The following is a 17,274-nucleotide window of genomic DNA, read 5'->3' as shown; positions in this document are numbered from 1 at the left end:
ACCTAGGTCAGTCTGTCGCCGTTGAGGAGGTCGGCGTGCGCGCGGGCGTACTCGCCGACCGTCATCGACCGGCGGTCGGTGAGTTTCTCGATGTTGTCGTCGGCGCCCGACATGCGGCCGTTCTGGTAGTCGAGCATCGCGCCGGTGATGTGCGCGACGCCGTAGGGGGGCACGCCGGCCGCCTCGAGGTGCGCGGCGTACTCCGCCATGGGCGGGTTCTCAAAGACGATCTTCCTGCCGAGTGCCTCGGTGAGTTCGGCCGCCATCTGCTCGTGGCCCATCTCGACCGGGCCGGAGAGCGGGATGGTGGTGCCGATGTGCTCTTCGGGGTGCAGCAGCAGCGCGGCGATGGCGCGTCCCTGGTCCTCGGCGGCGACGGGGGAACTGGTGCCCTCGCCCACCGGCATGTACAGGACGCCCTCCCGCAGCTTGGACGGCATCCAGGAGTACTGCAACCACTCGAGGAAGAGGGTCGGGCGGAGATGAACGACGTTCAGCCCGGACCAGTTGAGCACCTCTTCGGCGATGTAGGTGTCGCGGCACGAGGGGCTGGTGGACTCGCGGTTCGCGGACCGCTGGGAGCAGTTGAGGACCGCCTTGACGCCCGTCTCCTTCGCGGCCTGGGTGAAGTTGACGGTCGCGTGGATGAGCCCCGGCGCGACCGGATAGCACAGATATGCCGCGTCCACGCCTTCCATGGCCGGGCGAAGGGTGTTGGGGTCCAGGAAGTCTCCGACGACGACCTCGGCTCCCTGGTCGGCGAGGGCCTGGGAACGTGCATCGATGCTGCGCACCATGGCCCTGACGTTGAGGCCGAGAGCGATGGACTCCCGGACGGTCGCTCGCCCGGTGTCACCCGTCGCTCCCGAGACGAGGACGGTCTTGCTTGTAGCTGATGAGGACATATGGTTCTCCGCTGGTCGATTCACGATGCGGTGGTGGACTGGGTGGAGTCAGCCGCCCCGTGCCGAACGGATCGGGGATCTTCGTGACGTACGGCACGAGCCGAGCGGCCGCGATCCCGACCGGCAGGGTGCACCGGGAGTCTCCCGGCGCCGGCTCGAGTGACAAGCAGCCCGCCGATCACGGGTTCGAGGTGACGGCGAAGGCGTCCGGGCCCGCCGTGGACGCGGCGAGCGACGGGGACCGTGCGCGGGCCGTGCGTGACCGCCCGTCGCAACTCTGGACCAGGACGGTCGCCCAGGGTCCGTTCGGTCATGTCGGTGACCCTAGGCGTGCTACTTCGTTTTTGCAAGTCAGCTTCGTAAAACGAATCAGGCGGCAGATTAAAGAGGTTGCTATAGTTGAAGCATGAAGCGTCGTGATTACGGTCAGTACTGCGGCCTGGCCCGCGCGTTGGAGCTCGTGGGCGAACGATGGGCGCTGCTGATCGTGCGCGATCTCGCGGTGCGGCCGCACCGCTACACCGACCTGCTCGACGGGCTGCCGGGCATTCCCACCAACGTGCTCTCCACCCGACTCAAGGAGCTCGAGCAGTCGGGCATCGTCGAACGCCGCGTCGCGCCGGCGCCACAGCGCGGCGTCCTCTACACGCTGACCTCTGTCGGCCGCGAACTCGAACCGGCCATCTTCGCCCTCGGGCGCTGGGGCGCCGTGCACACGGGCGAGCCACGACCGGGCGAGATCGTCACGCCCGAGTCGCTGATCATGAACCTGCGGGGGGTCTTCCACGCCGAAGCCGCGGCAGGGGTGACCGCGACCTGGGAGGTCCGCGCCCCCGACCTGGTGGTGCACCTCGCGGTCACCGACGGGAAGCTCGAAGCCGGCGTAGGCCCGGCTTCAGGCGAGCCCGATCTCGCGATCGCCTTCCAGCCGGACGGGCTCCCCTCCTACTGGGAGCTCATGCGGGCGGCCAAGTGTGGGTTGGTCGAACTGTCCGGGCGCCGCGAACTGCTGAACACCTTTCTGCGCCTGTTCACCATCCCCCAGCCGGTCTGAAGCACGCCGTAAGCCCCCGACGAGCCGGAACAGGAATTTGTGCTGTCGGCGGCGAAGTCTGTCGGATATCTCAGCCCGCGCTGCGCCACATGGCGAGCAGCTTGCTCGTGCTCTTGACCACGCGCGGTTGGGACTCGTCCTGGGGCCGGATCTGCAGCAGATAGCTATCGATGATCTCTGCCGAGGTGTCCGCCTCCCGCGCCTCGTCCATGCCCCGGGCGTGATAGCGCAGTCGGTACCACCCCGGTCCTGTGGTTAGGTCGGGGAGGTCATGGGCCACCTCGGGCGACCACTCGAGCAGGGAGACTCGTCCGACGGTGGACTTGAAACTGATCTCCACGATGTCCTCGTACCCGTCGGTGTCCGCTCCCGGGTCGCCATCGGCCACCGTCGCCGAGAAGCCGACCGTGCCCGTGTGCAGGCCTGTGACCAGGAACGCGATGCCGTCTTTCACACGTATGATCCCGACGGGATGCGTGGGGTGGTCGTCGAGTAGGTCGCCTGGGCCCATCGCGTCGTCAATGAGGTCGATGAGGTACGCCTGGCTATAGGCGACGTGGAGATCGAACGATATGGTCCGAGCCTTGGTCATGGGCGGCAAGCTTACGATCTTGGACTGACGTTTGCGGATTGGCGCCGGGCGAGCTATCCGAGCGCACCATGGGCCGCACCCGAGGTGTAGGCCTTGTCCGCCAGAACACTGCCAGGCCGGGTCCGGGGCCGCGCGCTACCCAGACGAGGCACCCGGATGGCGTCGATGACCACGGTGAACTGCGGGCTGTCGCCACGATGACCGGCGATCAGCAGGATCGCCGGCGGCTTTTGACCCTGCTCGCACGCCAGATGCAGCTTGGTGGTCAGGCCGCCGCGGGAACGTCCCGGCGCGTGGTCGGTCACGGGCCGCCCGGCGCGACCGGGCCGGGCGGGCACCCCGACCGGACGCCGGCGGACACCTCATCGAGCACCAGGCAGTCATCCGCGGTGACGTCCTAGCGGGTCAGCCGTGCACCCTCGTAGCGCCTTGGAGCCGCTCTAAGCGCGCTTGGGCCAGATGAGGCCCTGGTCGGTCCAGATGACACCCTTGTTGTGGCAGAGGCAGAAGGGGTGGCCGACGGGGTCGGTGTAGACGCGCCAGCCATAGCCGTCGGAGCCGATGGAGTCCTGCTGCAGGGACGCCCCGAGGGCCAGGACGCGGCTCTGTTCGGCCTCGATGTCGTCGACCTCGAAGTCGAGGTGGAATTGCTTGGGGTGCTCGCTGTCGGGCCACTGGGGGGCGTGGTAGTCCTCCACCGGGTTGAAGGCCAACTCGATCTCGCCGAACTGGATACCGGCCCAGTTCTCGTGGCTGCCCTCCTTGAGCGGGCGACCCGTCACCTCGGAGTAGAAGGCCGCCAGTTTCATCGCGTCTGGGCAATCGATGATGAAGTCGGTGAATCGCAGCATCCCGGGATCTTGTCACAAGATCAAATAAGCCGGGACTTTGAGGCAGGCCCTAGAACGGGCTACCACAGCCACCAAGAACACAAACGCACCTACCAGGCCGAATACGACCTCACAGCCTGACTTCTCACCAAGCGTGCCGTTGCGACGAACGCTTTCCAGTTGGAAAGCATGGCCGCATGCACAGGCGACTGTAGTGTCCTCGATGCGGTCAGGGATGGGTCAAGCCCTACCGAGTACGGGGCGGCGAGATCAGCTTCCTCCTCTGCGAGGAATTCGACGCCACCTGGACGCCTGAACAGCAACCCGAGCGCGGCACCTTTCGCGATCTCAGCAACCGACTGAACGAAGCCTTCGGGACCACCGGTCAGAACATCAATTGGTGGACGCGAATAGAAGAACCGACAGAGCAAACCTGATCCAGGGCGCGCCTCTCCTTTCCCTGCGGACGAGAAACACCCTGGCGAGAGTGCGGTCGGCTCTGTCCCCTGCCTCTCCATGAATACCCCGGCGACTTCCGTTCCACTGGCGCGGGTGAATTCCAATCCTCCTATTCCAAAAATATGCGAGGAAGAACGTTCGGCCTGCTGAACCGGCAGGCCGAAAGGACCGCCCGCACGGGGTAGCCGTCTGGGTACTCGGCCGCTCCCGGCGGCCCCGAGAGCGGTCGCACCGGCGCTGGCGCCCACCCCCTTCCTACGTCCGGCGCAGCGCACGACCTGGTACACGGGGCGGGACAAGGGCGCGGAGCAGAGCCGGAACACGGGGTGGGGCACGGAATTCACGCGAAGTCAAACAACAGGATCAGAAATTGACAGAACGCTTGGCGGCATGCCCTCGGGAGCGCACTAAACCGCCGGCCCGCTCACATCTTCAAGAATTGACAGAACGCTTGGCGGCATGCCCACGGGAGCGCACTAAACCGCCGGCCCGCTCACATCTTCAAGAATTGACAGAACGCTTGGCGGCATGCCCTCGGGGGCGCTGGAAAATCGCCGACCGTGACCGGCTACCCGGGAATTGACATACGCCCGATGGTTGCCTACGGTCCCGCTCGTCAGCTTTTCCAGATCGCATTCGAAGGTATTCATGACTACATCCACGTTGCCGAATTCCAGGCAGCGGTTGATTCTTGCCGTTCTCATGGTGTGTTCACTGCTGATCTGGCTGGACAACACCGTCCTGAGTACCACCCTGGAGACCCTCGCGGACCCGGTCCGTGGGCTGAACGCCGGCCCGGCCGAGCTGCAGTGGGCCACCGGCTCGTACACGCTGGCCTTCGCCACCTTGATGTTCACCGCGGGTGCGCTGGGCGACCGCTTCGGCCACCGGGCCGTGCTCGCGACGGGCTTGGTGGTCTTCGCCGCGTCCTCGGTGTGGGCAGCGTACGCGGGGGACGCGGGGCAGCTCATCGCCGCGCGGGCGGCGATGGGCGTCGGCAGCGCGCTGATCATGCCGGCCAACCTGGCCATCCTCATATGGACGTTCACCGGCCCGGCGCGGTCGACCGCGATCGCCATCTCCTCGACCTCCGCCGGGGTCGGCATGGCCGTGGGCCCGGTGCTCGCCGGTGTGCTGCTCGACCACTTCTGGTGGGGCTCGGTCTTCCTGGTCAACGTCCCGGTCGTGGTCCTCGCGCTGATCGGCATCGCCCTGCTGGTCCCGAACTTCCGCAGCCCCGTCGTGCGACCGCTGGACCCGGCCGGGATGCTGCTGTCCATCACCGGCCTCGCGGCGCTCGCCTACGGGCTGATCCGCGCGGGTCAGGCGGCGGCCTGGGGCCGTACGGACGTCTGGGCGCCGATCGTCGTCGGACTGATCCTGCTGACCGTGTTCGTCCGCGTCGAACTGCGCAGCAAGATGCCGAGCTTTGATCCCCGGCTGCTCGCCCAGCGCGCGTTCGGCGGCGGCAACGCGGCGCTCGGCCTGCTCCTGTTCGCCATATCCGCGGTCACCTTCTACAACGCGTTCTACCTGCAGGGCGCGCGCGGCTACTCGCCGATCGAGGCGGGCCTGGCCGGCCTCCCGACCGCGCTCGGCGCGATCTTCGGCGCGCCCGTCGGCGCCCGCCTGGTGCACCGCTGGTCGCTGCGGCTCGTCGCCGTGCCGGCGCTGATCGTCGCGGCACTGACCATGGGCGCGTACGGGCTCTTCGGACTGGGCACGCCCCTCGTCTGGATCGAGGTCGTGCTGCTGGTCCAGGGCCTGTCCATCGGCATGGTGCTCGGCCCGGTGACCGCGGCGCTGATCAGCACGCTGCCGCTGGAGCGGGCCGGTGCCGGGTCGGCCGTCACCAACACCGTGCGCCAGACCGGCAGTGTGATCGGTATCGCCGTCGGCGGCACGATCATGTCGATCGTGTACCGACGCGCGATCGAGCCGTCGCTGGACGGTGTCCCCGGACCGGTACGGGAGCAGGCGCGGGTCTCCGCCGAACAGGCGCGGCACGTCGCCACCACGTCCCACCTGCCCGCGCTCGGGCACGCCGCCGACGACGCGTTCGTCCACGCCATGCATGTCGGCGCGGTCTGGATCATGTTCATCGCGCTCTTCGGCGCGGCCGTGCTGCTGCTCGCCCTGCGCGCGATCCGCAAGCCCGCGGCTGCCGGGGGCGAGCCGGAGCCCGCGCGGGACGGCAGCCCGATCGCGGACGAGACGGCCCCCGGGGCTGGGGCCGAGGACCTGACCGCCCGCGAAGGCGACGAGGTGGGCACCCGCTGAAGCCATGGGAACCAGGCAGAAACTCCCCGAGGCGCCGTCGGACAGTCAGGCCACGTACCTGCCCGAACGGCACATGTTCGCCCTGTGGACCTGGGCCGACGGCGCCCGTGGGGCCGGCCCCGCCGAGCCAGGGAGGCGGGCACTGAGGACTCCGGTCAGGCGGCGCGCTGATACATGTTGATCTCGTCCACGGTGGTCAGCTTCTCGAAGGACTCGTCGTCGGCTTTCTCGTTGCCGGCGCGCTGGTCCGGAGTGGCGGCCAGCTCGCTCAGTACGTCTGGCTTGTTGGTGATGATGCCGTCTACGCCGTAGGAGGTCATGCGGCTCATGTCGTCGGGGTCGTTCACGGTCCAGGTGAAGATCTTCATGCCGTTGTCGTGTACGCACTTGACGTATGAGGGGGTTACGTCGGCGTACGGCGGGTTGATCTCGTCGGCGAACTTGGCGAGGTCGTCGAGATCCGCGGTCTCCGGTGTGCCGAGCAGGCCGATCGGCACCTGGGGCAGTTCCTTGTTGAAGGTACGCATGGAGTCCCAGTCGAACGACTGGAGGACGAGCCTGCTCCCGCTGAGCCACGAGGAGTTGCGGCGCAGCTTGCTGGCGACGCGGCCCTCGATGCCCGGGTAGAGGTGCGGGGACTTGATCTCCAGCCGCAGGTCGAGCCCGCTTCCCTGCATCGCGCGCAGCGCCTCGCCAAGGGTGGGCACCGGTTCGCCCTCGTAATCGGTGTCGGCCCACGAACCGGCGTCGAGCTTGCGGATCTGCGCGAGGGTCAGGTCGCCCACCTTCCAGGAGTTCCGGTTGGGAAAGACCTTTTCCGCGTCGGTGGTGCGGTTCAGCGTCGTGTCGTGCATCAGGACCAGCTTGTGGTCCTTGGTCTCCTGAACGTCGAGTTCGAACATGTCCGCGCCCTGTTCGGCGGCCAGCTTGAAGGCCGCGACGGTGTTCTCGGGCGCGTACGCCGACGCTCCGCGGTGGGCGACGCCGATCACCGTTGAAGGATCGGCGGCCGCTGTGCTCGCACCTACCGCCATGGCAGCCAGGGCGGTGGTGATGATGAGGCCGACTCGGCGCAACTCAGATCTCCCCGTACTCGGTTAGGCCTACCACGAGCTGAACTCGCCCCATTGATCGCGGCTTGCAGGCGATGGACGAGTAACCCATTGATTCCCGGCAGGTGAGCATTCGAGCGCCGCGTGGCCAACCCTTGTCACCCCTGTCCCAGTGCCCTGGCCAGAAGGGCAGATCGGGTCGGTCTCCTTGACGATCCGCACCGATCCCGCCCGGAACTTGGGATCAAGCGTTATGCGGATCAATCCGCGAGAGCAGATGAGATGGCACTGCCGCAGGCGGCGAGGCCACCAGGACGACGCCCCTTGATACCGCGGCCACGTCAAGGGGTCGCAGGGTCAAATCCTGTCGTCCCGACGCAGCTCAGAGGGCTGATCCGATTGATCGGGCCGGCCCTTTCGGCGTCTTGAGGACCACGATCATCTTGCGTCCGGCTGATGGCGTTGCTTGACTGCCGGTCAAGAGCTGTCATGGCGATTGCCGCCGTATTCCTTTGAGTCTCGCGCGGACGAGGCTGTTCAACCCGGCCCCCTCGGGCGGCTGTGTGCGCCTGACGTGTCGGGGCCGGGCCAGGTTCGGGATCGGAGTTCGGCGATCCCGTGGTTTGCACCGCCTCCGGGGTTTACAGGTTCGCGGACGCCAGCCGAGCGGCTCGTTTCGCCAAGGACGGCTGGAGCTTCATCACGAGTCGATAGAGACCCCGCATCTGAGGAGGGTGTTCCTGCCAGTAGTCGAAGAAGTGACGAACCATCTCCTCTCCGCAGACCTTCGCCACCCTGCGGTCCAGCCCATATATCCGCTGCCTCAAGGCGTACGGACTCATCACGATGACGACCGCCACGATTGCGACGACAGCCGGGATGAACGAGTCGAACAGGATGACAAACGGGGCCACCAGGGTGCCGACCACAAGGCCTATGACAAGGGCGCGCCTGATGGATACACCGTCCTTACGGGAACGTTCGCGATCGGATGCCGCGACAAGCCACGCGATATCCGCATCCTGTAAACGCTCTGGCAACGCGTCGAAAGTATCTCCGATGACGATCACTGAGCTCTTCCCGAGTCTTCTCAGAATGCAGTCCGCTCCTTCTGGCGGCGTGCCATGGATGACCTCAGGGGGCTTGACACCGAACAGCCGGGACATCTCCTCGACGTGAAAACGAATCTTGTCCATATCCACGAGGCCATCTTCGCAGCTGGTCAGAGTCCGGCGACCCCGACGGATGCGGGGCCCCGACTGGGCCGTGAGACGCCTGCGGGTGACGGACGCAGGCCCGCACGTTGGCCGGCACGGTGGGGACCACGTGGGGACCACACGTCATGCGCGTAGCCGATGTCTGCTTCATCGATGGCGCCCGCCTGGTCTTCGGACCGGGCGGGCGCCTTTTGCGTTGTGCGGCTCGCTACGTGCTTGGCCACCGATGAATCCGGCGGTGTGGCGCTCTCCCAGCCGGAGGTGGCGAACGCGTGCAGCCGATGGGCTCGGTGATGCGCGATCGGGTCAACCCGCGCGCCGGGAAACATCCGCTGCAGGAGCACCGCACGCGGGTGCCCGCCTGCGAGGCGTCGGCGCGCTCGTTGGGCCGCCCCCCAGCCGGCCTCGCACTCGCAGCTCCCGACACCACTCGCGAAGCCCCTGCCCGAGCGGCCCGTGGACCCGATCAGCGATGTGCTGAGCAGTGTCGCGTTCCCCGGCCTTCCGGGTGCTGCTGCGACGGCGACTGCGGTTCCCAGAGCACCGGTCACCGGGCTATAAGATCCCCCTCCAAAGACTGACGAAGGGTGCATCGACATCTCCTGTTATCACTCATCTGGCTCGCCGCTCACTGAGGATGGCGCTCGGTGAGCGGAGGGGTGGCGCTGCAGGCGATCCTGAGCGGGTTGGCCCTGGGTACGGCCTACGGCTTGATCGCGATGGGGTTCAGTCTCGTCTACCGGCTGACCGGCGTGATCTCTTTCGCGCACGGCGATCTCGTGGTCGGCGGCGTGTTCATCGGTGTGCTGGTGGTGCTCGGGACCACGCCGGTGGCGGCGGCCCTGGACATGGTGCACTCCGTCGGGCTGGCGGTGCTGATCGTCGCCGCGGGAGCGGCACTGTCGGCGGGCGTTTACCTCGTCGCCGTACGGCCCTTCCTGCCGGGAGTCGGGCACCGGTCCACCCGCGGGGACGTCTTGGGCTGGGTGGCGGGTGGCCTGGCCGCCGGCCTGCTGATCCGGGAGGTTCTCGGGCTGGTGCTCACGCAGGACGCGTACGCGGTCCCGGATCCGTTGCGCCTGGGCAGCCTGACGCCTTCAGGAGTGCTGCAACTGCCCGGGGGAGAAACGGTGTCGGTGCGCGCTCTCGGGGTCATAGGGATCGGGTTGGCCGTGGGGATCCTGGTCGAGCGGCTGCTCGTACTCACCTCGGTCGGCACGGCGATGAAGGCGGTCAGCGAGGACCCCACCGCCGCCGCGCTGCTCGGGCTCCCGGTGCGGCGGCTGGTGCTCGTCGCTTTCGTGGTGGCCGGCGCGCTGGCGGGTCTGGCGGGGCTTCTGATCTCCCCAGACCGTTCGCTCGGTGTCGACGACGGCGTCGTCCTCGGCCTCAAGGCGATGGCGGCTGCGCTGGTGGGCGGCCTGGGATCGGTGCGTGGCGCGCTGGCCGGAGGGCTGGCGCTCGGCGTGATCGAGTCGTTCGTCGTCGCATCGAGCGTTCTCGGCCCCCACTACGCCGACGTGGTACCGCTGACCATCCTGCTGATCGTGCTCGCCCTCGGACGGCGGGGCCTGCGATCGCCGCTGCGTGAGGACCCGGAATGACGGTCGAGCTGGCACACCATCTGTACCTGTTGATCGCCGTGCTGGGGCTCGCGCTGTCCGTCTCGTACGGAGGGCAACCCGTCCTGTGCCAAGGCGCGTTCCTGGCCGTGGGCGGTTTCGGTGTCGTGCATCTGGAACGCGCCGGATTGCCGCTCGCGGCGGCCGTGCTCGCCGCCGCCGCGATCGCGGCGTGCGCCGGCTACCTGGTCGGCCTGCTCACGGCTCGTCTGCGCGGCGCGGAGGTCGCGTTGTCGACATGGGCGTTCGCCTGGCTCGTGTACGCGTTGCTCCGTGCGTTTCCCGCGGTGTCCGGTGGGAGCCAGGGGCTGGTTCGCCCGACACCGACCCGCCTGAACTCACCGTTCTTCGGCGTGACCGTCACTCTCACCCCGTGGGCGCACGTCGCCGTGGCGGGAACGCTGTGCCTGCTGTCACTGGCCGCCGTGGCCCGGCTGACCCGCGGCCCGGCCGGCCTGGACTGGGCGGCCCTTCGCGAGGCTCCCGCGCTGGCCACGTCCCTCGGGGTGCCGGTGCTTCGCCGCAGGGCTGCTCTCTTCGCCACGACCGCGGCCATCGCGGCGGTGTCCGGCGCGGGCATCACCGTGCTGCTCGGGGTGGCGGCCCCATCCGACGTCTCGCCATTGCTGTCCCTCCAGTTGTTCGTGGCGGCGCTGATCGGGGGTACGGCACGGCTGTGGGGGCCGGTGCTCGGCCTGCTCGTGATCGCCGTGATTCCACCGCTGGGCGACGCGCTCGCCGGTGCGGTGGGTCTGCCGGCCGAGGCGTCCGGTGGCGTGCTCACCGCCTTGGCGCTGGTCGCGGTTCCCTTCCTCCGCGAGCCGATCGAACGGCTGGCGGCCCGGTGGCCCGAGCGGGCGGAGCGCCCGCGTGAACCGGTGGAACATTCCGGGGAATCCGCCACCCGCACCGCTTCCCGGGAGGGGGTGGTGTTGGCCGCCCAGGGGCTGGACGTCGGTATCGGGGAGACGGACATCCTCACGGGAGTGGACTTGGAGGTGCGAGCCGGAGAGGTCCACGCGCTCATCGGCCCCAACGGCAGCGGCAAGACGACGGCCTTACGCGCCCTCGCCGGCGCTCTGCGTCCCAAGGGCGGCCGGATTCTGCTGGAGGAGACCGACGTCACCGGGGCCGGCCAGTTCGAGATGGTCAGGAGGGGAGTGACCCGGACGTTCCAGCGCACCGTCGGTCTGGAGCGGCTCTGTCCTCACCGTCAGGTGCTGCTTGGGGTGCGCGGAGGAACACCGGTGCCGTTCGCCGCCGTCCGGCACCTTTTCGGAAGTGCGTCGATGCAGGACCACGCCGACATCGCCGACCGCGAGGCATGGAGGGCGCTGCATGTGACGGAACTCGCCCAGCGCGCGTTCAACCGCCCGGGGGCGCTCGGCGCCGGCGAACGGCGTCTCCTGCAGGTGGCCCGGGCCGTCGCGACCGGGTCACACGTACTCCTGCTCGACGAACCGGCCGTCGGCATGACCGGGCCGGAACGAGCCGCCCTGACCCGTGTCCTGCGTCGCCTCGCGGCAGGCGGCGTGGCCGTCCTGCTGGTCGAACATGATCTGGCGCTGGTGTACGGCGTCGCCGACAGGATCACCGTTCTGGACCGCGGCCGGGTGCTGGCGAGCGGAACCCCCGAGTCGACGGCCGCCGATCCCGCGGTACGCCGGATCTACCTCGGCGATGCCGATCCGTCGTCCACCCGCGCCTGACGTGCTGAGAGGAGACCGCGTGGCGCTGCTCGACATTCGCGGACTGTGCGCCCGCCACGGCGCCGCACCGGTGCTGGACGACGTGTCCTTTCACGTCGAGCGCGGCGAGATCGTCGCGTTGCTCGGCGGCAACGGCGCGGGTAAGACGACCGTCGCCCGTGCGGTGTCGGGCCTGCATCGGCCGAGCTCGGGCGAGGTGATGTTCGACGGCCGGGACATCACCCGGTGTGACCCTCGGCGGATCGTCCAGGGGGGACTGAGCCACGTGCCCGACGGCAGACGCGTCTTCCCCAGTCTCACCGTCGAGGAGAACCTGACCCTCGGCGGCTATCTCGACAGCCGTAGGAAGTACGTCGTCGCCGAGCGCCGAGAGGGCGTCTACCGGACCTTTCCGCGGCTGGCGGAGCGGCGCGGGCAGCGCGCCGGCAGCCTGTCCGGCGGAGAGCAGCAGATGCTCGTCATCGGCCGCGGCCTCATGTCGGACCCCTCGCTGCTGGTCCTCGACGAACCGTCGGCTGGTCTGGCTCCTGCGTCGATCGCCGCGCTCGCCGAGGACATCGCCGCCATCCGGGCCATGGGCACGGCCGTTCTGCTCATCGAGCAACACCTTCAGCTGGCTTTGCGGCTCGCCGATCGGCTTGTCGTGCTGCAGGAAGGTCACGTGATCCTCAGCGGGTCCACCGCGACGGTGGCGGCCGACCCGCGGATCGGCCGGATGTACTTCGGCGACGGCAACCCCTGAAGTGAGCCGCCTCGTTTCCCGGAGGCCCCGATATGCGTCCCCGTGGTGACGGGCGTCAGTCCTGCAACTGGTGCACCGAGGGGATGGTGTCGGAGAGCGGGTCGTCGCCGACGGGTTCGAAGACGAAGCCGTGGAACCGGGCGAAGTACATGTCGCTGGGGTTCACCCCCTCGTGCTGGTCGGCCGCGTAGCCGCGGTAGTCGCCGTTGGCGCCGGTGATGCTGATCTTGTTCAGGGCCTCCATGAGCGGCTCGCCTGGCGCGCCGCTCTCGCTGAGCGATGCGGCGACCAGGTGAACCGCGTCGTAGGAGAACATCGGCCAGTCCGGCGGCTGCACGACCTGCTTGCCGTCCTGGCGGACACCGACCAGATCGACGCCCATCTTCGCCTCGTAGCCGGCGCGGAACTGCTCGAACGGCCCCGGCCCGACCTCGCTGGTCATCCGGAATGAGACGAAGGTGACCTGGTCGAGCCATTCCGGATGCTCGGCGAGGCGCTGACGGATCAGCGGGTCCTCACCGGTGGGCCCGGTGTAGACGGGCACCTTCCAGCCCAGCGCGTGGACGGCCTGGATGGCCGCGATCACGTCGCTCGCGCTCGCCCACACCACGAGCTTGTCGGCACCCGCCTGCCGTGCGGCCAGCACCTGCGTCGTCAGGTCGGGGGAGCGTGCCGGCGCCTTCTGATCCGCCACCACCTCCACCTCGTCGATCTTGAAGGCCTGTAGCAGCGCCTCCCGGCCCTGCTCTCCGTACGTCGAGTCGTCACTGATCACGCCGACTTTGGGGCGGCTGTTCGCGATGTAGTCGGCGAGCCGGCGCGCCATCGGCTTATTGGCCGGCGCCATGCGGAAAAGGCTCGGCCAGCGGGACGGGTCGATCAGCGCCTCGCCGCCTTCGAAGCAGATGAAGACCGGCAGGTGCGCGGCGTCGGTGATCGGCGCGACGGAGGCCGCGCCGGTCCCGTCGGTGAGCAGAACGGCCGCGTGGTCGTCGACCGCCTTGCGGGCGTTCGCCGCGGCCTGTGCCGGCGACCCGGCGTTGTCGAGCACAGTCAGCCTGACCCGGCGCGATCCGGACGAGGTGGTGACCCCGCCGTGCGCGTTGAGCTCGTCGATCGCGAGCCGCGCCCCTCGTTCGATGAAGGCGTCGATCCACGGCTCTGTGGACATCGGCGCGCTGACCACCACCAGTAGGTCGTCGGTGGACGCCCCCTGTGACCCGCCGCCCGAGCAGGCAGAGATCAGCACGATGAGAGCGGCGACCCACATCGGCACCATCCGTCGTCTGTGGCCACGCCGGCGAACCTGGTAGCGTCGCCGCCCGCGGGCGTATCCGCCCGTTTTGAGGGATTCCTGCCCGATCATGCGCAGGACCTTATCTCACCCCCTGAGGAACCATTTCATGAACATCACACGACTGATCGCTGCGGCGAGCATCGCCGTCGCCGCCGTGGCATCGCTCGCCGGTTGCGGGGAGACTTCTTCGAACGCCGCTGCGCAGGAAAGCCCCGTGAGCGCGACTTCGGCGGCGGCGAGCCCTGAGGCGGCGGGCAACGGCATCCCCTGCTCGCAGGCCGGCGACCTGACCGGCAAGCCGGACCGGCAGCCGCCCGCGGACCTGCCGGTGCCGTCCGGCGGGCAGGTCTACATGTCCAAGGGGCCCTTCGGCAAGACCGAGCTGTTCTTCGTCGCGAAGGACGCGGATCCCACCAAGCTCGACAGTGTTCGCGACGAGGCCGCGGACGTGCTCGCCAAGGCCGGGTACAAGATCGAGCGCAAGGACCAGGAAGAAGGCTCGGAGGCCGAAGCGCACCTGTCTGGACCTCACGACGTGGCCATTCAGGTGATCCAGCTGTGCGAAGGAAAGGTCCGGGTCAAGTACACGTTGTCGTAGGAGACAAACGCCGGCCCGTGGCTTCCTACATTTGTCGCACGAGACCCTGACGGCTCCGCCAACGGGTTCGTGCTGCTGGAGGCGGTGCACGGGCCGGCCCCCGTACGACGCTGACGCGCGATGCGGCATCGAGCGGGTGTGCCCGCAACGTCCCGGAAGTAGTTACCCTTCGACAAACGTCTATTGACTCAATACTTTCGCTCTCTTTACCTTTTGCCCCAGATGTCCAACTGTGGACGGGTTATTGGGAGACGGAATGGTCAAGAGACGTAAGAGTCGGATGAGGCGTGCCCTGCCCGCGATCGGTACGGCGGGCGTGCTCGCATTCGGCGTGTCGGCCTTGACCTTCCAGGGGCCCGCGTTCTCGGGTCAGGCGGTCCTGTCCGCGGGAAGCCAGACGAGCGCCTCTCTCCAGCTTCCCGGCGAGGAGGAGGACGGTGGTCCCGCCGAACCGGCGAAATACCTCACGCAGAAGTTCACCTCCGGCCAGGAGGTGACGGCCGCGCAGATCAAGCAATCGGTCCAGCAGGCCAAGGCGCTCAAACCCGGCGACGGCACCTGGGATCTCGTCGGCCCCTCGAACATCGGAGGCCGTGTCACCGACCTGGCCGTCGACCCCGCCCACCCCGACACGTTGTACGTCGCGGCATCGGGCGGCGGCGTCTGGAAGAGCACGGACGCCGGCAACACCTTCGAGCCGGCCTGGCCGGACGACTACACGCAGACGGTGGGCGCGCTGGCGATGGGCCCCGACGGCACGCTGTGGGCCGGCACCGGCGAGGCGAATCCGTCCGGCGGCGGTCTGACCTACTTCGGCGACGGCGTCTACAGGTCGACCGACGGCGGCAAGCACTGGCAGCAGTGGGGCCTCACCGGCAGCGCGGCGATCGGCAGGATCGTCGTCGACCCCACGGACCCGCAGACGGTCTTCGTCGCGGCCGCGGGGAACCTGTCCGGGTCCGCGAGTGAGCGCGGCATCTACCGGCTGACGAACCACGGCAAGGACTGGAAGCTCGTCCTGCCGACGCCGAACGCCACCACCGGCGGCGTCGACCTGGCGATCGACCCGACGAACCCCAAGCGGATCTTCGCATCGTTGTGGGACCACCAGCGCAACAGCGGCGCACGCCTCTACGGCGGTGTCGGCTCCGGTCTGTACCGCTCCGACAACGGCGGGGACACGTGGAAGCGGCTGGAGAACGTGACCGGCACGCATGTCTCGGACACCTCGGGCACCGGGCTGACGAGCGACGCGAGCCTCGGCCGCATCGGAGTCGCGATCGCGCCGAACGACCCGAACCGGGTGTACGTGATCTCCGGGAACACCTACGGTCCAGACAAGGGTTTCTACGTCTCGAACGACGGCGGCGACTCATTCGTGCCGGGCGGTCGTGCGGGCGGTTCGAGCGGCTTCGAGTGGTGGTTCGGGCGCCTGTGGGTCGACCCGAAGGACGAGAACCACCTGTTCAACGCCGATGTGAACCTGCGCGAGTCCAAGGACGGCGGCGCGACGTGGGCCACCTCCAGCGGACCCCACTCCGACCAGCACATCGTGCAGTGGGACCCCAACGTCCCGAACCGGGTCTACCTCGGGGACGACGGCGGCGTCTACCGCTCCGACGCCAACGGCGCCACCCGCTCGTGGATCCACGCGACGTACGAGCCGTTCAACCAGTCGTACCACCTCGCGGTGGCCATGGACGACCCGAGCCGGCTCGCGTCCGGCCTGCAGGACAACGGCAGCAACCGTACCTGGACCGCCGCCGCCGGGCCTTCGGACCTGACGCAGTGGAACTCCTACGGCGGCGGTGACGGCCACTTCGTCGTGATCGACCCGAGCGACCACAACATCTACTACGAGTGCTCCCAGGTCGGAAACTGCACCCGGCACGAGGACGCGAACGGCACCACCCGCAACATCCGGTTCGGAACGCGGCACTCCTCGCGGATCACGACGGACGCCCCGGTCGTCCTCGACCCGAGCGACCCCTCGATCGTGTACTTCGGCGGCAACGTTCTCGACCGGTCGACCGACCGGGGAACGACCTGGACGCAGATCAGCCCGCCCGGGGACTACCTGACCGGCCCGGTTCCGCCGGAACAGGACGACCAGGGTTCCTATGGCGGCCTCTACTCCACGATCACCACGGTTGGTGTGGCGAAGACCGACGGCAACACGATCTATGTCGGTACCGACACCGGCCGGCTCTGGAAGACGACCGACCTCGGCGCCAACTGGACCGAGTTCACCGGCAAGGGCCTGCCCGTCCGGTGGGTGAACTCGATCGTGGTCGACCCGGCCAACGCCGACCACGTGTACGTGGCCTACTCGGGCTACCGGGAGGGCGACTACGCGGCGAACGTCTGGGAGACGACCAACGGCGGAGCGAGCTGGAAGAACATCAGCGGAAAGCTGCCGAACGCGCCGGTCGAGATGCTCGCCTACGACCAGCCGAACGACCAGCTCTACGCGGCGACCGACTTCGGCGTCTTCTACGACAAGAACGGCAAGAAGAACTGGAAGCGGTTCGGCGACGGCCTGCCCAACACGCCGGTGCTCGACATCAAGATCACCGGTGACGGCAAGACGCTCTACGCGGCCACGTTCGGCCGCAGCGTCTGGAAGATCGCGCTTCCGCAGCAGTAGCGAGTCACCCACTGACGGTCGGGGAGGGCGGGCGCACAACGGGCCCGCCCTCCCTGCGTTTTGGTGTCCCGGTCATGTCCGAAAGCGGCCCGGTGCCGCGGCCAACTCGATACGGACATGCGCGTAACGAACCCTGCGGGTGCCGAATAATCATCCGCGGTGGGATGGGCGGTGACATCGAGAACACGGATGCGGCGGGTAGGTGCTCGATGACTGCGAAGACGGCACGCAGCACGCAGCGCAGGCCGCCGCCAAGCCGGTCAGACGGGC

13 protein-coding genes and 1 pseudogene are annotated in these 17,274 nt (G+C 68.3%); 7 read left to right on the top strand and 7 right to left on the bottom strand.

Features of this window, described 5'->3' with window-relative positions:
• Nucleotides 1–2: 2 nt before the first annotated feature.
• Nucleotides 3–905, bottom strand: a complete 903-nt coding sequence (locus Pmi06nite_RS34150) for an NmrA family NAD(P)-binding protein (RefSeq protein ID WP_203957316.1) — start codon at nucleotides 903–905, stop codon at nucleotides 3–5.
• A 406-nt stretch (nucleotides 906–1,311) separates the two neighbouring features.
• On the opposite strand from Pmi06nite_RS34150, the gene Pmi06nite_RS34145 reads away from it, so the two are divergent.
• A complete protein-coding gene (locus Pmi06nite_RS34145; protein ID WP_203957315.1) occupies nucleotides 1,312–1,959 on the top strand; it encodes a winged helix-turn-helix transcriptional regulator in 648 nt (215 codons plus the stop codon).
• Nucleotides 1,960–2,029: 70 nt separating this feature from the next.
• Here Pmi06nite_RS34145 and Pmi06nite_RS34140 read toward each other — a convergent pair whose 3' ends face one another.
• The 3 genes and pseudogenes from Pmi06nite_RS34140 to Pmi06nite_RS34130 form a co-directional block, all read right to left on the bottom strand.
• Nucleotides 2,030–2,551 (bottom strand): hypothetical protein, encoded by a 522-nt coding sequence (locus Pmi06nite_RS34140; RefSeq protein ID WP_203957314.1) that lies wholly within the window; start codon nucleotides 2,549–2,551, stop codon nucleotides 2,030–2,032.
• Between the two features lie 80 nt (nucleotides 2,552–2,631).
• Nucleotides 2,632–2,838 (bottom strand): annotated as a pseudogene (locus Pmi06nite_RS34135) (IS5/IS1182 family transposase); the annotation flags it as partial.
• Between the two features lie 153 nt (nucleotides 2,839–2,991).
• Nucleotides 2,992–3,402, bottom strand: coding sequence for a VOC family protein (locus Pmi06nite_RS34130; RefSeq protein ID WP_203957312.1), 411 nt, complete (start codon nucleotides 3,400–3,402; stop codon nucleotides 2,992–2,994).
• Nucleotides 3,403–4,488: 1,086 nt separating this feature from the next.
• On the opposite strand from Pmi06nite_RS34130, the gene Pmi06nite_RS34125 reads away from it, so the two are divergent.
• Complete coding sequence (locus Pmi06nite_RS34125) at nucleotides 4,489–6,120, top strand: MFS transporter (RefSeq protein WP_203957311.1); 1,632 nt, start codon at nucleotides 4,489–4,491, stop codon at nucleotides 6,118–6,120.
• 155 nt (nucleotides 6,121–6,275) lie between these two features.
• Here the strand turns inward: Pmi06nite_RS34125 and Pmi06nite_RS34120 are convergent, their stop codons facing one another.
• The gene (locus tag Pmi06nite_RS34120) at nucleotides 6,276–7,196 is read right to left on the bottom strand and encodes a glycerophosphodiester phosphodiesterase (protein WP_239114390.1); all 921 of its coding nucleotides are present in this window, start codon (nucleotides 7,194–7,196) and stop codon (nucleotides 6,276–6,278) included.
• A gap of 617 nt (nucleotides 7,197–7,813) precedes the next feature.
• Complete coding sequence (locus Pmi06nite_RS34115; protein WP_203957310.1) at nucleotides 7,814–8,374, bottom strand: hypothetical protein; 561 nt, start codon at nucleotides 8,372–8,374, stop codon at nucleotides 7,814–7,816.
• A 662-nt stretch (nucleotides 8,375–9,036) separates the two neighbouring features.
• On the opposite strand from Pmi06nite_RS34115, the gene Pmi06nite_RS34110 reads away from it, so the two are divergent.
• Genes Pmi06nite_RS34110 through Pmi06nite_RS34100 form a run of 3 tightly spaced genes read left to right on the top strand, consistent with a single transcriptional unit; the run spans nucleotide 9,037 to nucleotide 12,462 of the window.
• The gene (locus tag Pmi06nite_RS34110) at nucleotides 9,037–9,993 is read left to right on the top strand and encodes a branched-chain amino acid ABC transporter permease (protein ID WP_203957309.1); all 957 of its coding nucleotides are present in this window, start codon (nucleotides 9,037–9,039) and stop codon (nucleotides 9,991–9,993) included.
• The gene (locus tag Pmi06nite_RS34105) at nucleotides 9,990–11,720 is read left to right on the top strand and encodes a branched-chain amino acid ABC transporter ATP-binding protein/permease (protein ID WP_203957308.1); all 1,731 of its coding nucleotides are present in this window, start codon (nucleotides 9,990–9,992) and stop codon (nucleotides 11,718–11,720) included. The genes Pmi06nite_RS34110 and Pmi06nite_RS34105 overlap by 4 nt, the downstream gene beginning before the upstream one ends.
• A 19-nt stretch (nucleotides 11,721–11,739) precedes the next feature.
• Nucleotides 11,740–12,462, top strand: coding sequence for an ABC transporter ATP-binding protein (locus Pmi06nite_RS34100; RefSeq protein ID WP_203957307.1), 723 nt, complete (start codon nucleotides 11,740–11,742; stop codon nucleotides 12,460–12,462).
• Nucleotides 12,463–12,517: 55 nt separating this feature from the next.
• On the opposite strand, the gene Pmi06nite_RS34095 is transcribed toward Pmi06nite_RS34100, so the two are convergent.
• Nucleotides 12,518–13,828, bottom strand: coding sequence for an ABC transporter substrate-binding protein (locus Pmi06nite_RS34095; protein ID WP_203957306.1), 1,311 nt, complete (start codon nucleotides 13,826–13,828; stop codon nucleotides 12,518–12,520).
• A 37-nt stretch (nucleotides 13,829–13,865) separates the two neighbouring features.
• Here Pmi06nite_RS34095 and Pmi06nite_RS34090 point away from each other — a divergent pair, with 37 nt between their 5' ends.
• Nucleotides 13,866–14,357 carry a hypothetical protein gene (locus tag Pmi06nite_RS34090; protein ID WP_203957305.1) on the top strand — a complete coding sequence of 164 codons (492 nt, stop codon included), beginning with the start codon at nucleotides 13,866–13,868 and terminating at the stop codon, nucleotides 14,355–14,357.
• Between the two features lie 256 nt (nucleotides 14,358–14,613).
• Nucleotides 14,614–17,004, top strand: coding sequence for a WD40/YVTN/BNR-like repeat-containing protein (locus tag Pmi06nite_RS34085; RefSeq protein ID WP_203957304.1), 2,391 nt, complete (start codon nucleotides 14,614–14,616; stop codon nucleotides 17,002–17,004).
• Nucleotides 17,005–17,274: the final 270 nt, after the last annotated feature.

The organism is Planotetraspora mira (assembly GCF_016863275.1).
Classification (GTDB): domain Bacteria; phylum Actinomycetota; class Actinomycetes; order Streptosporangiales; family Streptosporangiaceae; genus Planotetraspora; species Planotetraspora mira.
Note: the sequence above shows the minus strand (reverse complement) of the source record. Positions and strands in the feature narration are given on the sequence as shown.

What these genes read in the sequence shown, in the direction of transcription:
- Pmi06nite_RS34145 (WP_203957315.1), top strand. Translation starts at nt 1,312, where the DNA reads ATGAAGCGTCGTGATTACGGTCAGTACTGCGGCCTGGCCCGCGCGTTG.
- Pmi06nite_RS34095 (WP_203957306.1), bottom strand. Translation starts at nt 13,828, where the DNA reads ATGATCGGGCAGGAATCCCTCAAAACGGGCGGATACGCCCGCGGGCGG.
- Pmi06nite_RS34125 (WP_203957311.1), top strand. Translation starts at nt 4,489, where the DNA reads ATGACTACATCCACGTTGCCGAATTCCAGGCAGCGGTTGATTCTTGCC.
- Pmi06nite_RS34090 (WP_203957305.1), top strand. Translation starts at nt 13,866, where the DNA reads ATGAACATCACACGACTGATCGCTGCGGCGAGCATCGCCGTCGCCGCC.
- Pmi06nite_RS34085 (WP_203957304.1), top strand. Translation starts at nt 14,614, where the DNA reads ATGGTCAAGAGACGTAAGAGTCGGATGAGGCGTGCCCTGCCCGCGATC.
- Pmi06nite_RS34130 (WP_203957312.1), bottom strand. Translation starts at nt 3,402, where the DNA reads ATGCTGCGATTCACCGACTTCATCATCGATTGCCCAGACGCGATGAAA.
- Pmi06nite_RS34105 (WP_203957308.1), top strand. Translation starts at nt 9,990, where the DNA reads ATGACGGTCGAGCTGGCACACCATCTGTACCTGTTGATCGCCGTGCTG.
- Pmi06nite_RS34140 (WP_203957314.1), bottom strand. Translation starts at nt 2,551, where the DNA reads ATGACCAAGGCTCGGACCATATCGTTCGATCTCCACGTCGCCTATAGC.
- Pmi06nite_RS34150 (WP_203957316.1), bottom strand. Translation starts at nt 905, where the DNA reads ATGTCCTCATCAGCTACAAGCAAGACCGTCCTCGTCTCGGGAGCGACG.